Annotated in this window: 13 protein-coding genes; 9 read left to right on the top strand and 4 right to left on the bottom strand. The window is 39.9% G+C overall.

The features are described from left to right. Positions 1 to 9 precede the first annotated feature (9 nt). On the top strand, positions 10 to 957 hold the full coding sequence (locus tag D0817_RS02470; protein ID WP_202866465.1) for a polysaccharide deacetylase family protein: 948 nt from the start codon (positions 10 to 12) through the stop codon (positions 955 to 957). Between the two features lie 244 nt (positions 958 to 1,201). Next, a complete protein-coding gene (locus D0817_RS02465; protein ID WP_127336795.1) occupies positions 1,202 to 2,182 on the top strand; it encodes a YheT family hydrolase in 981 nt (326 codons plus the stop codon). Positions 2,183 to 2,191: 9 nt separating this feature from the next. Here the strand turns inward: D0817_RS02465 and D0817_RS02460 are convergent, their stop codons facing one another. From D0817_RS02460 to D0817_RS02445, 4 genes are all read right to left on the bottom strand, one after another. Then, positions 2,192 to 2,677: a hypothetical protein gene (locus D0817_RS02460; protein ID WP_127336794.1), complete on the bottom strand. Its 486-nt coding sequence runs from the start codon at positions 2,675 to 2,677 to the stop codon at positions 2,192 to 2,194. A 71-nt stretch (positions 2,678 to 2,748) separates the two neighbouring features. Next, entirely contained in the window at positions 2,749 to 3,507 is a 759-nt protein-coding gene (locus D0817_RS02455) for an SDR family oxidoreductase (protein WP_127336793.1), read from the bottom strand. Between the two features lie 226 nt (positions 3,508 to 3,733). Continuing rightward, the gene (locus D0817_RS02450) at positions 3,734 to 5,341 is read right to left on the bottom strand and encodes a class I SAM-dependent methyltransferase (RefSeq protein WP_127336792.1); all 1,608 of its coding nucleotides are present in this window, start codon (positions 5,339 to 5,341) and stop codon (positions 3,734 to 3,736) included. Positions 5,342 to 5,606: 265 nt separating this feature from the next. Then, the gene (locus tag D0817_RS02445; RefSeq protein WP_127336791.1) at positions 5,607 to 5,984 is read right to left on the bottom strand and encodes a nuclear transport factor 2 family protein; all 378 of its coding nucleotides are present in this window, start codon (positions 5,982 to 5,984) and stop codon (positions 5,607 to 5,609) included. A gap of 313 nt (positions 5,985 to 6,297) precedes the next feature. On the opposite strand from D0817_RS02445, the gene pnuC reads away from it, so the two are divergent. From pnuC to D0817_RS02410, 7 genes are read left to right on the top strand one after another with little or no spacing between them, the layout of a single operon-like run. Next, positions 6,298 to 6,876 (top strand): nicotinamide riboside transporter PnuC, encoded by a 579-nt coding sequence (gene pnuC / locus D0817_RS02440; protein ID WP_127336790.1) that lies wholly within the window; start codon positions 6,298 to 6,300, stop codon positions 6,874 to 6,876. Next, positions 6,860 to 7,858 carry an AAA family ATPase gene (locus D0817_RS02435; RefSeq protein WP_127336789.1) on the top strand — a complete coding sequence of 333 codons (999 nt, stop codon included), beginning with the start codon at positions 6,860 to 6,862 and terminating at the stop codon, positions 7,856 to 7,858. Before pnuC ends, D0817_RS02435 begins: the two co-directional genes overlap by 17 nt. Positions 7,859 to 7,883: 25 nt before the next feature. Further along, the gene (locus D0817_RS02430) at positions 7,884 to 9,476 is read left to right on the top strand and encodes an AAA family ATPase (RefSeq protein WP_202866464.1); all 1,593 of its coding nucleotides are present in this window, start codon (positions 7,884 to 7,886) and stop codon (positions 9,474 to 9,476) included. Further along, entirely contained in the window at positions 9,464 to 10,435 is a 972-nt protein-coding gene (locus D0817_RS02425) for a hypothetical protein (protein ID WP_127336788.1), read from the top strand. Before D0817_RS02430 ends, D0817_RS02425 begins: the two co-directional genes overlap by 13 nt. Next, on the top strand, positions 10,428 to 12,191 hold the full coding sequence (locus D0817_RS02420; RefSeq protein ID WP_127336787.1) for a hypothetical protein: 1,764 nt from the start codon (positions 10,428 to 10,430) through the stop codon (positions 12,189 to 12,191). The genes D0817_RS02425 and D0817_RS02420 overlap by 8 nt, the downstream gene beginning before the upstream one ends. Beyond that, a complete protein-coding gene (locus tag D0817_RS02415) occupies positions 12,184 to 12,765 on the top strand; it encodes a hypothetical protein (RefSeq protein ID WP_127336786.1) in 582 nt (193 codons plus the stop codon). Before D0817_RS02420 ends, D0817_RS02415 begins: the two co-directional genes overlap by 8 nt. Beyond that, complete coding sequence (locus D0817_RS02410) at positions 12,734 to 14,107, top strand: AMP-binding protein (protein ID WP_127336785.1); 1,374 nt, start codon at positions 12,734 to 12,736, stop codon at positions 14,105 to 14,107. The genes D0817_RS02415 and D0817_RS02410 overlap by 32 nt, the downstream gene beginning before the upstream one ends. Positions 14,108 to 14,231 lie beyond the last annotated feature (124 nt).

The raw sequence follows: 14,231 nt of genomic DNA, 5'->3' as shown, positions 1-14,231 counted from the left end.
GATGATATCATGAAAGACAGAAGAACATTTCTTAAAGAAGCAAGCATGGTCGGTCTGGCGGGTTTGCTGCCAACCAACACATTATTGGCAGGCAATTTAGAAACAAAAAGACTTGCCAGTGAAGAAGTATCTCCCACAAGCTGGGCTGACGGATCTCGTTTGGTGGTATCGGTATCGATGCAGTTTGAAGCGGGCGGTCAGCCTGTAAATGCCGAGAGTCCGTTTCCGCAAAACATGCAAAAAGGATTTATTGATCTTCCCGGGGAGAGCTGGTATCAGTATGGGTATAAAGAAGGAATTCCGAGAATGCTGGACAATTGGGATAAGCTTGGCATCAAAGTTACCTCCCATATGGTGGGTTCCGCGGTACTAAAGAATGCGGATCTTGCCCGGGAAATTGTCGCAAGGGGACACGAAGCTGCCGCCCACGGTATGGACTGGGCAACGCAATATTCGATGCCTTATGAAACCGAAAAAAAATTCATCAGGGATGGGGCGGAAGCTATTAAAAAAGTAACTGGTTTTGAACCTGTTGGCTACAATGCAAATTGGTTAAGAAGAGGTACAAATACACTCGAAATTTTACAGGAAATGGGTTTTAAGTATCATATTGATGATTTAAGCCGTGACGAGCCGTTTTTAGTAAAAGTAAAAGGAAATGATTTTGCAGTGGTCCCGTATACCATTCGCTGTAATGATATTGTTTTGATAGAGGGAAAGAATTTTAGTGCGGATCAGTTTTCCCGTCAGGTCATACTGGAATTCGATCAGCTTTACAAAGAATCCGAAAAAAAGCGCAGGCAGCTGTCCATAAGCTTTCATGATCGTATCGGAGGCACCCCGCAAATGGTGGCCGCCACTACGGAAATCATTACTTATATCCAGAAACACAAAGGGTTAGTTTTAAACGAAAAGACGAGATTGCCCGAATGGCTTATGAAGATAAGAGTATTATAAGGGAATAAAACGTAACCGAAAGCACCTGAAAAATACAGTAAGGATCTATAGTTTAACCGCAACGCACGCAAGTCTTACACGCAAAGTTCGCAAAGCCTAAATAGTAAACTGTGCGAACCTTGCATTTTTCCTTTGCGTGCCTTGCGGTTAAAAATTTGGATTTTTGAAATAAAAAATGACAGTTTTAAATTACATATGGATTGATTCCTTAGATTTGTAGTACACACCACAAATTTTTTTCACCATGCCTATCATTGAACAATCAGAATATAATTTTCCACCGATGATGCATCGCAACAGGCACATTTCTACCATTTATGCTGCTTTGTTTAAAAAGTTTGACGCTCCCGGATACACCAGGGAAAAAAAGGAGTTAAGTGACGGTGATTTTATTACTATCGATTTCATTCTGAATGATCCTAAAAAGGCGGTTATTTTATGCCATGGTTTAGAAGGTGATTCCCGGAGAACCTACAATAATAGCTGTGCAGCCTATTTTCAGCAGCAAGGCTTTTCGGTTTTCGCCTGGAACAATCGTACCTGCGGAGGAGAAATGAACCGCCTTCCGAGACTTTACCATCACGGTGCGGTGGATGATCTTGACGAAGTGGTGCAGTTTGTTTTAGAAAAAGGATTCGATGATGTTTATCTGATGGGATATTCAATGGGCGGTGTGCAGCTCCTGAATTACCTGGGCTGGACCAAAATCGATGCGCGCATAAAAGCGGCAGTCTGCATTTCAGTGCCAACCCATATTGCCACAAGTGCCGAAGTACTCAAGCAAGGTTTTAACAGGGTCTATTTAAAGAATTTCACAATTGATATTAAAAGAAAACTTAAACACAAAGCGGCACAGTTTCCTGATTTTATAAACCGTGACCAGATTGATAAAATTACCTCTTTTGATGAAGTTGACCAGTATTTTACCGCACCGCTGCACGGCTTTGCCAGCCGTGATGATTATTACCAGCGCGTCTCTCCGGAATTTTCCCTTAAGGACATTACCACTCCGGTTTTAATTATTAATTCGCTGGATGATCCTTTTTTAGGCGAACGATGTTACCCCAGAGCTATCTCGCAGGACAGCGCCTACGTCTACCTGGAAACGCCAAAGTATGGCGGTCACTGTGCTTTTCCGCTGCGTAATTCTATGTATTCGTATGCCGAGAAAAGAGCTTATGAATTTTTTAAATCCTGCAAGCCTGCAGCGGTTTTTAAGGCGTAATCCAATACATTATTTTTTTGTATTCTCCAGCTGCACCTCGAATTTACCCCAATAAGGACTGTCAGCCATTAGCGAATGCCCGATTACTAAAACATGGTTTCCTTTTTGTGTGAGTGGAATTTTTATATCCATTCCAAATGGTCCGTCTGAGGAATTGTCGGGAAAAATAATTTGGTTAAATCGGATGTTTCCTTTTCCGGGAGTAGGTACAATCGTTCCTTTCAACTCGCCGGATTCTTCATTTTTAAATTTCACGAATACTTTCGAATGAATGGAATCTAAGACTCCTTCGGCGATAAAAAGACCTTTTTTATTCCTGAAATTCATGAAGATCGTATCGCCTGTTTGCTTGTTTTCTTCTTCTTTTTGTGTCTCATCTTCTTTATGTTCCGTTACAGGAATTGAATCGGATGCCGTAACCACGGGATTTTTATTTTCCTTTTGCTGACAGGAAAAAAAGAAAATGGATATTGTAAGTATTAAAAAATTTTTCATAATAGTATTTTTAGTGAGACATCAAGCTTAGTTTTGATGTTTTTGTTAGATAATTGTCCCGGGAACTGTTTTTATATTAACTGCAGGTGCGGTCGTATCTGCATCGTTACGATATCGCATCTTTTGGGCTGCGACAGGCAGAAAACGATACTCATGGCAATGTCTTCGGCCTCCAGCATTTCCAGTTTTTCTATTTTCTCGTGCTGTTCTTCTTTTGTACCGGGCTGCATTTCGCTGGTGACTGCGCCGGGTTCAATTAGCGAAACTTTAATTCCCATAGGGTTAAGTTCCTTTCTCAGTGAGGTAGTGAAACCACGCACAGCAGATTTGGTAGCCACATAAACAGTGCTTTTACCTTCACGGCTTTCCGCGCTCATCGATCCGATGTTGATGATGTGTCCCGATTTCTGAACTGACATTCTCGATGCTGCTTCCTGGCAAAAGGCGATATAGCCCATGACATTGGCATCTACGATATATTTGAAATCTTCGTAGGTGCATTTGGTGACACCCGGAGCACCTAGCGCTGCATTATTGATCAGAATATCAATACCGCCCATTTCATCATCGACAATTTTCATAATTTTATCAATGTCTTCCTTTTTGGTTACATCGGCTGGAGTGCCGTAAAGTACCGCCTCTGGGAACTGTTTTTTTAGATCATCGATGGCAGTTTCAAAATCCCCGGGATCTCTTCCGAAAATTAAAACGTGTCCGCCCAGCGCTGTTAACACTTCAGCAGTTGCTTTTCCGATACCGGTGGTACCGCCCGTGATTACAATTCTTTTTCCCTTTATATTTTGTCCAAAGTAATCTGTTAATTGTTTCATATATGGTGTATTACAGGATTTTTATATCAGTAGCTTTTATTGCCATGTTCAAAAAGCGACAGGAAATATTCAATAAGCTTCAGCTTGCGCAATTTCCTGTTGGTGTAACTGATGATTCAAATTTCAGCAATACATTTCAGATTCTTTTATATAATATTCTGCAAACCTTATATGATTATTCCGTGAAAAAGGGAAGACAATGTCTCATTGAAGGTTATTGTTGATTTCATTCTCCTTTTAATAAATTGATGCTCACCGTGGCTATATCTGCTTCCGGAAATCGCTTGAAAATGGACTTGTCTGAAAATAACCCCGCTTCAGCAGCAACACTGTTAAAGACATCTATTTCCACTATATACTGGTCCGAAAAACCATGGGTGGCATCATAGGCTGTTGCCGGAGTTTTTCCCAGATTACTGGCGGCAAGTTTTGGATTTATAGTATGCAATTCAATAAGAAGCAAACCAAACTTACGTACATAGGGCGACCATTTTTGTAAATGTTCCAGAAGATTATCTTCTACCAGGTTGTTACAGATTCTTTTTCCCCTGTAGGCAAATGCGCCGGTAGATTTACTGATCCTGTTTTTGTCTGAATGCTCAGGATTTTTCCAGATTCGGTTGTGATCCAGAAAGGTTCTTACATTGAGCAGGTCTTTCAGGTCAATATTGTAATTTTCACTCAGGTCCTTTGAAAGCAAATCAGGTCGCCCGATATCGCCCCAGATTACCTTTGCCCAAATATCGGCCTTAATAAGATTTGCCCGGGTTACCTTAAGGGCTGCCTGATTGTAATCTGCCCCAACCAGAAACAACGGATAGTCATCGAGCATTTTTCCTCTTAAGGTCTGTCTGTCGATCACTTCAAAGATGTGCTGTAAGAAAGCGCCATTTCCGCAACCCATATCCAGGATTCCTTTGGGCTGTTCTTCAATGGGCAGGTTAAAAAGTGTAATGATAATTTCATCTACCACCTTAAAATAAGTGTCGTGAGCGCCTCCGCTTCCCCAAACATTCATTTCACGGTCAACATGAATTTCGTTTTCGCCATCGCCAATCATTCTTAAGATCGCCGGATCGCCAAAAATCAATTCTTCAATTTTGGCAAATGTTGGCAGATAAGAAACGGTAACGCCATAGGCACTGGCTCTTTTAGCGAAAAACAACCCCATATCGGTAAATTGATAATTGCCGTTTTTTTCAAGAAACCATTCAAGATGTACAAAAAAGTCTAATATTTTTTTAAAGTTTTCAGGCGATTTATGAAACTCTTCCGGCTTGAAAGAAGTTTCCATAAAATACTTGTGAAACATTCCGTTTTTCGCCAGACGTACTATCGTAGGGCCAATCAGATATCCTTCTATATGTTTTAAAATCTGTTTCTGAATGCTGTTTGTCAGGGCATCGCCGGAAAATTCAATTCCGTAATTTTTTTTATATTTTTCAAAAATAAGGTTGAGTTTTTCAAAGGGCACATCATCGAAGAGACGCGGATGAAACTGGGTAGAAAATTGAAGTAAATCGACCACATCTTCATAGAGATGAAACATCGAAAATGCGATTTCTGTTTTTTCATTTACCGCCACCGTAATTTCCTGTGTGTGGTTATCGACTTCGTAGTCTAGAAACCCCTGGGAAGCCAAAACGCGCAAAGCAACATTCAGATATCCTTCATTTGCTTTGAAAACAGTGGTAAGCTGCGCTAATTGAACCTGCTTTTTGTCCAGGATAAAATCCAAAATTTTATTTTTATGTAGTGCTACTGCTACCGGGGCAACAGCTAAGCCATCGAGATGTCTGAAAATGGAACTTCTAAATTGTGCTGTCTGGGTCATAGTAAAGATTGAAAGTTGGTATTAAAATTAGTGATTTTATTTAATCCGGCATCTATTGGTTGTAGGGGATGTACTATAATGTTAGCCTTTTTGCAGCCGAATTGCATTTAAACGCCAAGCGTGCAAGGGGTAAAAGCGCAAAGTTCGCAAAGTTATTATTTGACTTTGCGAACTTTGCGGTTAACATTAAAACTTAAAACTTAAAACCTGAAACCTGAAACTTGAAACCTGAAACTTAAAACTTAAAACTTTACCCGTTTACAGTCTATTGCTTCGATAATTCAGTTTCGGTATGAAGGACACAAGTCCATTTCTCACCTTCCTTAATCCAGGTAGAAGTGCAGGCACACTTCATTGGGGCTTTTTGTTTATCGTCTTCAATTCCTAATTCTATCAAATAGGCTATTACGGCACTATTTTCACCAATGACCTGGGTTTCGATATCCGAAAAATTCAAAATTTTTATTTTATCGCCATCGCCCGACTCAAACATCTTTTTAAAACTGGCCTCATCGACACTATGTACACCATTTTTACCGGCAATTAGACAGGGAAAGTGTGTCAGGTTTTTTACAGTTTCATAGTTGTGATCTTCCATTCCCTGCCAGTATTTTTTTTCCAGTTCAACAATTTGCGTTTTCATAATCCTCATTTTTTAGTTTAACAGAAACACAAAGTTCAAATTAATATTAAAAAACAGCGCTGTTTTTAACATAAGTTTAGTGTATTTAAGTCTGTTTTTATTTTATACGGCTCTGATTTTTAGTTTTTTAAAGTTTGATGCAAACCATGCAGTATAATTGGGTTGCTAGATTATTCACCTGAACCGTTTTGACTGCTGAAGTACAAGTACCGGATTTAAATGCTTCCACCCGCAAATACTGCTAATTTGTCAAAAGTTATTCGCTGATCCATTATAAAAGTTTAATTCATTATTATATATTTATACCCATATTATGGATACAACTTTAGAATTATTGAGTGCGTTTTTCGGCTTCATGTCTGTTTATTTTACGATCAGGCAAAACATCTGGTGCTGGTATTTTGGTTTACTTCAGGTAACACTGTATTGTTTTGTTTTCTTTACAGCCAAATTATATTCAGATATGATTTTGCATATTATTTATATATTTCTGCAGGCATTCGGCTGGTACAGCTGGAAATATGGCGGAACCAATAAAAAAGAACTGATGGTAACGCAAGTAACAAATACTCCGTTCTGGATTGGCTTAACTATCCTGACCACCATGGGTCTGGGTTATATGATGCACACCAAAACAGATGCATCGTATCCTTACGAAGATGCTTTTATCACTATGGCAAGTCTCGTTGCCCAATATCTAATGATCAAAAAAGTATTGCAATCCTGGTTATTCTGGATTATTGTAGATGTGGTGGCCATCGTCATTTACTGGTACAAAGATTTATATTTTACCACAGCGTTGTACGTGCTTTTTTTGATCATGGCGATCATTGGTTATTTCGAATGGAAAAAAGCCTGTCAAAAAGAATTTGCATATGAAGAACAGTCATAAAGTTGGATTGACACTGGGGAAGTTTGCCCCTTTTCATAAAGGGCACCAGTTACTAATAGAAACGGCCATTGATGAGGTTGATGAATTGCTGGTACTCATTTACGATGATCCTGTAATCAATATCCCTCTAGCCACCAGAGCCGGCTGGATACGGGAAATATACCCGGAAATCACAGTTATTGAAGGCGTAAATTCACCTAACGATACGGGGTATACGCCTGAGATTATGAAAATTCAGGAAGATTATGTCTTAGGCCTTTTAGGTGATCTTTCCATCTCCCATTTTTATTCCAGTGAGCCTTACGGTGAGCATATGGGTATCGCGCTGAATGCCATTAACCGGCAGGTAGATGTGAGTCGGAATATCATTCCCGTCTCCGCTACAAAAATCAGAAAGGATTCATTCCGAAATAAAGAATTTATACATCCCAAAGTGTACCGTGATTTGATTACGAAAGTGGTATTGCTTGGTGCCCCGTCAACGGGTAAAACTACTTTGGCAGAGCAGCTGGCCGCTCATTTTGACACGCAATGGATGCCCGAATACGGAAGGGAATACTGGGAACAGAATCAGGTAAATAAAAGGCTAACTTTAGAAGACCTTTTAAAAATAGCCGAGATTCACATTGAAAGAGAAGATGCCCTTGTTTTACAGGCCAATAGGTTTTTGTTTTCAGATACCAATGCCATCACCACCTATCTGTTTTCGCTGGATTATCACGGCACTGCTCTGAAAGCACTGGAAAATTTAGCAAAAGCAGCTGAAAAGCGACATGATATTATTTTTGTATGTGATACGGATATCCCTTATGATGATACGTGGGACAGGTCGGGCGATGTGAAGAGAAAAACGTTTCAGCAAAAAATCATTGAAGATTTAGAGGACAGAAATCTTAACTATTACACGATTAAAGGTACCGTTGCCGAAAGAATTGAACAAGTCTCAAAAGTATTGTCTGCAGCAGAAAACCGTAAATTTTAAGTAACTTAGAAAAAAAATAAGAACCATGTCTGATTTAATAAATAAAACGATGGGATTTTTCAAAAAAGTTCCGGAATCCCCTACGAATCCCCAGGATGTCAATACGAATAAAAAATTTCAAATAGAAGATTTATATTCAGGCGAGAGCCATCAAAATGAAGGAAGCGATTCCATTACACTCGATGAAAAATTGCGTCAGGCCTATTTCTGGATCACGAATACAGCCATCATCAGTCCGTATTATGATATAGAATTCAATGACGGGGATCCTAAAAAGTTTTTATTTGGAGACAGTAAAGTACCGGTTTACCTGCCTACCGACCAGAGTTATTCCAGTTTTGTCTTAATGCCATTACTGAATCTGGCAGCAAGGGGTAAATGCCTTATTGTTGGCGGACCCGGCCGTGGAAAAACAGCCACTTCGGTGCTGATGGGTTTATTGGCGGGTTATGATAAAAAGGACGTCATGCGGGCTATTCAGCATGGTCAGCCCCAAATGACGATTTCAGATTTACTGGGGCATCCGTTACCTTCCGATATGGTCAAGGCCGAGAAAACTTCAGACATCAGGATTGCCTGGCGAAAATGGCTGGGCATGCGGGTAAAAATCATTGATGAATACAATCGGATTCCCACCAGGACCCAGTCTGCCTTATTAACCGTACTGGCCGATAATTACGCTGAAATCTTCGATCAGATTTATGAATGCCCGGAAGGTGCCTGGTACCTGACTGCTAACGACGATGCCGGCGGAGGAACTTATCAGGTGATTGAAGCCTTAAAAGACAGGATCGATATTGTCATTAGGGCGATGCATTTTAATACGCGTTTTGTAGACGATTTATTGCAGCGTATCGAACTCAATTTTAAACCCGAAGCCATCATTCCGGAAGAGATTATTTTTACGGAAGAGGAGCTGAATACGGTGAATAAACAGATTAGAGGTGTGAAAATTGATCCCGAATTGCGTAAACGCATCGAGTTTTTCTGTCGTCAGTTTGAATTTTTTGAGCCTGCGTCCAACCGACTGGAGTATATGACCAAAGACACCGCAAAATTGTCGGGTATGGACATGCGTTCCCTTTTTAAAAAAGAAACCGGAAAAGACCCGATAAAAGATTTAGGTTCGCAGGCGAAAAATGGTTTGTCGGTTAGGAAAATCATGACCTTATTGATGTTTTCCAAGGCACTGGCTTATTTTAGAGGCAATAAAAAAGTAGAATTAGAAGATATCAGACAAGTTTTGCCATTCGTTTTGCACGATAGCTTAACGCCACATTTAGAATCGCCATTTTTTGATCAGGCCGGTCATGAGGTTTACAGAGTAGACAGAATTGTATGGCTTCGAAACCTGTTCGATTTGTCGTGCGATGAATATGTGAGTCAGGATCTGGACAGAAATGATCCGGTAGATCGCTTTGAAGAAGAATTTAAAAAAGGACTCGAAAATATCTCTTCAAAAGAAATCGACAGCAGGCTTTTAAATATTGAAAAGCAATTGCAGAAATGGTCGGAAGAGAAAAAACTGTACGGATACAGGGCAGATGATATCTTAAAGTTAAAATACCTGCACCAGCGTTATACCAATTATAAAAGATGGCTGCAATGGAAAAAATAAGCCTTCCGCAACTTATTACGGCATTAAGCGATAATAGTGCCCTGTACAATCAATGGTACAATGAGAGCGAAATAAAGTATGGCAGCCTGGATTCCCATACTATTGCCGGCTGGATGACAGAAGTGGTGGAGCCTATTGTAAAAGCAGCTGTAGCGCTGGATGTAGCCCCGGAAAAAATTCAGGAAATAGTAAAAGCGCTTTATCTCGAAACATTGAAATTAATTGGAAGCGGGCAGGCCATCCGATATAAAGATGAATTTAAAGCGGCCTGGCTGTTATTGGTTCAAATGCCCGGATTGGTGGTGAAATTTCCAATGAAGATTATTTCATTACTGAATGATGTTCTTTTAAACCTTCACCAGTACGCACCGGAAAAAATAGTATACTGGTGCAGCCTGATCGCGAAGAGTGCTGCAGATATTAAAACCATAGAAGATTTTAAAAGTACCGGACGTATTTATGCATGGCATTGTGGTCTGGCGCATTTAAGGAATCGTTTAAAAGCAGATTTCGCAGCACTTCCTGAAAACCTGCAGCAAACTATCGTCCATACTTTAGATTTACATAAAAACACAAATCAGTTGTTTGCAAATCCATGGATAGGGGACGTTACAAAATTTGAAGGCGTACATGGCGGTTTTAAAGGGGGAGCCGGTTTCTTTGAACATCCGCCAAAATTGGCACAGATAGAAGGAAATATATTTGTGACCGATTCAAAAAGCAGTTATGCACTTTTTGCCGACCAGTTTGGAAAGGTCTTACTGCCTGCCCATACCGTTGCTGCAAACGCCATTTTATCGAATTCGAAACGATTGGAATCCCTGACAAAATGGATTGGAAATGACAGTGATAAAATTGATGTACAAAATATTTCATCGGTGGTGGTAACAGAAGATACCTTGGTTTTTACCTTAGAGAACTCCTATTTTTTATACTTATTCAGTCTTGGAAATGCATAATCAATCCGAAATAGAAGCAACATTGGCATTGTGGAAATCCCATTGGCAGCAGGCAAAGCTGGAATGGAATCCGCTGTTGCGTTTACAGGAACCGATCTGGTGTTCATCACATGAGGAGGCCCGAAAAGAAGGGCTTACGGGCAGTTTTGCCATGATTCGGTTAACAGATCATCGCATTGTGATTAATTTGGAAGAAATTGTCGAACTTAAAATTACCGATTATGCTGTAGAGGTACTGGCACACGAAATTGGCCATCATATTTTTACACCTGCAAATTTATACGATAATGCCATTTTGCTGAACCGTATTCGTTTTGCGCTGCCGGGTATTGAGGACAGGGCTCCGATGGTATCTAATCTGTATGCTGATTTTTTAATAAACGACAAATTACAGCGAATCAATCAGTTAAGAATGTCGGAAGTATACCAGGCGATTAATTCAGAGGATAATTTTTCTGAATTTTGGACACTGATGATGCGGACGTATGAATATTTATGGCGTTTAAACCGTGGAGCATTAGCAACAAATTTATCCCTTCACAGTAAAAAAATAGATGCTGATGCGTCATTACTGGCATCTTTGGTCAGAAGTTACGCCAAGAACTGGATTCACGGTGGTGGCCGGTTTGCCGTGATGGTCTACCCGTATTTAATGGAGGATAAAACCTTTCAGGACTCACGTAAAAAGATATTGGTATTATTGGATGCAGAAGATGCAGGGAAGGGAGCAATGGATATCTCCGGCATGACCCAACTTGATTTGGAAGGCTACGATGAGGTCATTGATATGCGCAAGGAAGCCATTAGCCTAAAAGAAAGTGATGCAGATAAAAAGAAAAAGAAAAGTTTAGGGATAGATAAAAACAAATTTGGCGGACAAGGCCCAAGGAATGGCTATATGGGACCCGGAAGTTATATTGATTTAATGAAACAAGTCAACGCAAATGCAGACGAACAGCGCCTGGTCAATGCCTATTATAAAGAAATTGCATTGCCGCATTTGATTGATTTCCCTGTAGAAAGCTCCGAAAATTTGTCCATGGATTTACCGGAAGGGCTGGAAACCTGGGATATTGGAGACCCCATAGAAGAAGTAGACTGGCTGCAATCTGCGATTGCATCACCCGCACTTATTCCGGGATTGACCACTCAAAAGAGAACATACGGTTCAGATTCTGATACAGTTCTTTCAGAAAATCCGTTAAATCTTTATATTGGTATCGATTGCTCGGGATCGATGGTGAATCCGAAACAAAATTTTTCATGGCCCGTACTTGCAGCCACGGTTTTGGGATTATCTGCTTTGCGTGCCGGGGCGTCCGTGATGGGATGTCTTTCCGGTGAGCCCGGCGATTATTTGGAAACAGACGGCTTCATTACAGACGAAACAGATCTCTTAACCACCTTAACCTCCTATTTAGGTACAGGTTATGCCTATGGAATTGAGCGCCTGCGAAAACCATTTGAAGAAAAACCAACTAAAAAATCGCACATTGTAATTGTAACCGACAATGATATATTCAGTATGTTAGATTCTGATACGCAAACAGAACAGACCCATTGGGAACTCGCCGAATTAGCATTGAAAAATGCCGGTGGTCACGGTACAATGGTGTTGCATTCCCAACCCGATTATAATAAAGATTTAGTGATCCGGCTAAAAAGCATCGGCTGGAATGTGTACTATGTTACGAACGAAGCAGAACTTTTAAAGTTTGCATTTGAATTTTCACAACAAAATTATGCCTATGTCTAAATATGATGTTTTTGAGCTATTCACCTATTTAAGAAAATGCCCGGATGCTTATGTACAGCCTTCTGACTTTTTTATGAAGGAGGGATTAAATTCAATAGCTTTGATTTACGATACGTACAGGATGGTAAGCAATGATTTTTTGAAAAATGAATTTGATATACCGGCAGGTTTTAATTTTAGAGCTATTCAAGATAATCATTGGCGTGCCATTCACATTTCTGCATGGTTGCTCTCCCATCCGGATTTTATAAATTGCCCATCTATTGAAAATAAACTGTATTCTTTTTGGTTTGAAGAATTATTGCATGCCTCCGAATATGTGAAATATAACGAATGGATTTCTGATGATGAGCGTGCGGAAGAGATGGTCAGGCTGTTATTATATTGCTGTGAAATTATACCTGACGGAGAAACTAAGGACGAAGCAGCCGATAAATTATCGTCTTTGAGTAGTGTAGATCGTCATAAAGTTTTAAAAGAATCCTACGAAGCACATGAAAGAATAATGAATATTAAAAGAGAGATGGCTGAAAAAAAAGCGCGTGAAGCGGCAAATACCTATGGACGTGAGTAGTGATCCGCAGATAGCATTAACAGACGCGGAACGTTTTCCGCTGCTGGATGATTTAAGTTTTTTAAATGCGCTTAAACAGGATGCATGCGCCCCTAAATTTAATTTTAAAAGTGGTGACCGGTTAGATGCTGTACGACTTTCAAAAGTGAATGCTTATAAAGCCCAATATTATAATGAAAAAGTATTCTGGAACGAAGGAGAAACTCCAATCTGGCTTACGGGCTATTTAGAATGGTGTCTTCGAACAGTTCCTTTTTACCGGAATAAAGGCAGTGACTTCGATTCTTTTCCCACTATTTCCAGGGAAGATATCAGAAAGTACCCTTATTTATTTGTTTCTAATGAGGCAGATTTAAAGGAGCTGCTGGTGTATTACACTTCGGGATCAACAGGCCCGAAATTAGATGTGCTCTTTGACGCGGTTTCCCAGGCCAGCTGGCTGCCGCAAATTGAGTCGGTTTTGAAAGATTTTGATATTTCGATCACCAAAAGTAAAGATACCACGGCAATAGCTTTGATCTGCGCCCAGGAAAAAACACTGACTTATGCTTCTTTATCCGCCTATTTGGAGGGGGCGGGGATTTTAAAAATAAACCTTAACCCATCAGAATGGAACCATCCGGATGATGCTAAAAAATATCTGGAGAAATACAATCCACAAATCCTGACCGGTGATCCGATCGCTTTTATGGCGTTGCTGGATCTAAAACCCAAACTGACTCCAAAAACGCTGTTGTCTTCGGCTATGAAGTTAACGAAAGGCACAAAAGGCAAATTGGAAGCGTATTTTAAATGCCCGGTTATAGATCTTTATTCGCTAACGGAATGCAGAAATATAGGGTATGCTTCCGAATACGGACATAAAGTTATTCGTCCCGATTTGTATCTGGAAATTTTTGATGAACATGAGGATGTGCAGCTTCCGTATGGTGAACGCGGAGAATTGGTAGTTACCGGAGGCATCAATCCCTTTCTGCCCTTAATACGTTACAGGACAGGTGATTTTTGCAGTCTTAAAATTGAAAATGGCGTTCCGTATCTGGTTGATTTAGAAGCCCGGAATCCGGTTGTGTTTTTTACAAAATCAGAGGTGAAAATTAATAATATTGATATTTCGAACCGGTTGTCGAAATTGTCTTTGGCTGGTTTTAAAATGCATCAGGAAAAAGATAAACGCATTCAGTTTACAGGATATTCTAATGATGTTACTTCTGAGGAAATTATTGAAATATTGAATAGTATCTTCAAAAATGATATCGATATTGTGGCAGAGATTCAAAAAATATCTCAAAATAATAGCATCGATAAGTCGCAGTATTCTTCAGAATTTTCAATTTTATAAATTCCAAATTCTAAGCTCAAAATTCCAAGCTCAAAATTCCAATTACCTATTCTAAATTTAAATCGTGGCGTTTTAACTTTTGAATTACTTTGACGGTTAACCGAAAAGTTCGCACAGCTTTGTT

Source organism: Flavobacterium cupreum, assembly GCF_003996965.1.
Taxonomy (GTDB): domain Bacteria; phylum Bacteroidota; class Bacteroidia; order Flavobacteriales; family Flavobacteriaceae; genus Flavobacterium; species Flavobacterium cupreum.
The sequence above is the reverse complement of the archived record's forward strand: the minus strand, read 5'-3'. Positions and strand labels throughout refer to the sequence as shown.

Coding starts and splice junctions, on each gene's coding strand:
- D0817_RS02470 (WP_202866465.1), top strand. CDS start 10: ATGAAAGACAGAAGAACATTTCTTAAAGAAGCAAGCATGGTCGGTCTG.
- D0817_RS02465 (WP_127336795.1), top strand. CDS start 1,202: ATGCCTATCATTGAACAATCAGAATATAATTTTCCACCGATGATGCAT.
- D0817_RS02460 (WP_127336794.1), bottom strand. CDS start 2,677: ATGAAAAATTTTTTAATACTTACAATATCCATTTTCTTTTTTTCCTGT.
- D0817_RS02455 (WP_127336793.1), bottom strand. CDS start 3,507: ATGAAACAATTAACAGATTACTTTGGACAAAATATAAAGGGAAAAAGA.
- D0817_RS02450 (WP_127336792.1), bottom strand. CDS start 5,341: ATGACCCAGACAGCACAATTTAGAAGTTCCATTTTCAGACATCTCGAT.
- D0817_RS02445 (WP_127336791.1), bottom strand. CDS start 5,984: ATGAAAACGCAAATTGTTGAACTGGAAAAAAAATACTGGCAGGGAATG.
- pnuC (WP_127336790.1), top strand. CDS start 6,298: ATGGATACAACTTTAGAATTATTGAGTGCGTTTTTCGGCTTCATGTCT.
- D0817_RS02435 (WP_127336789.1), top strand. CDS start 6,860: ATGAAGAACAGTCATAAAGTTGGATTGACACTGGGGAAGTTTGCCCCT.
- D0817_RS02430 (WP_202866464.1), top strand. CDS start 7,884: ATGTCTGATTTAATAAATAAAACGATGGGATTTTTCAAAAAAGTTCCG.
- D0817_RS02425 (WP_127336788.1), top strand. CDS start 9,464: ATGGAAAAAATAAGCCTTCCGCAACTTATTACGGCATTAAGCGATAAT.
- D0817_RS02420 (WP_127336787.1), top strand. CDS start 10,428: ATGCATAATCAATCCGAAATAGAAGCAACATTGGCATTGTGGAAATCC.
- D0817_RS02415 (WP_127336786.1), top strand. CDS start 12,184: ATGTCTAAATATGATGTTTTTGAGCTATTCACCTATTTAAGAAAATGC.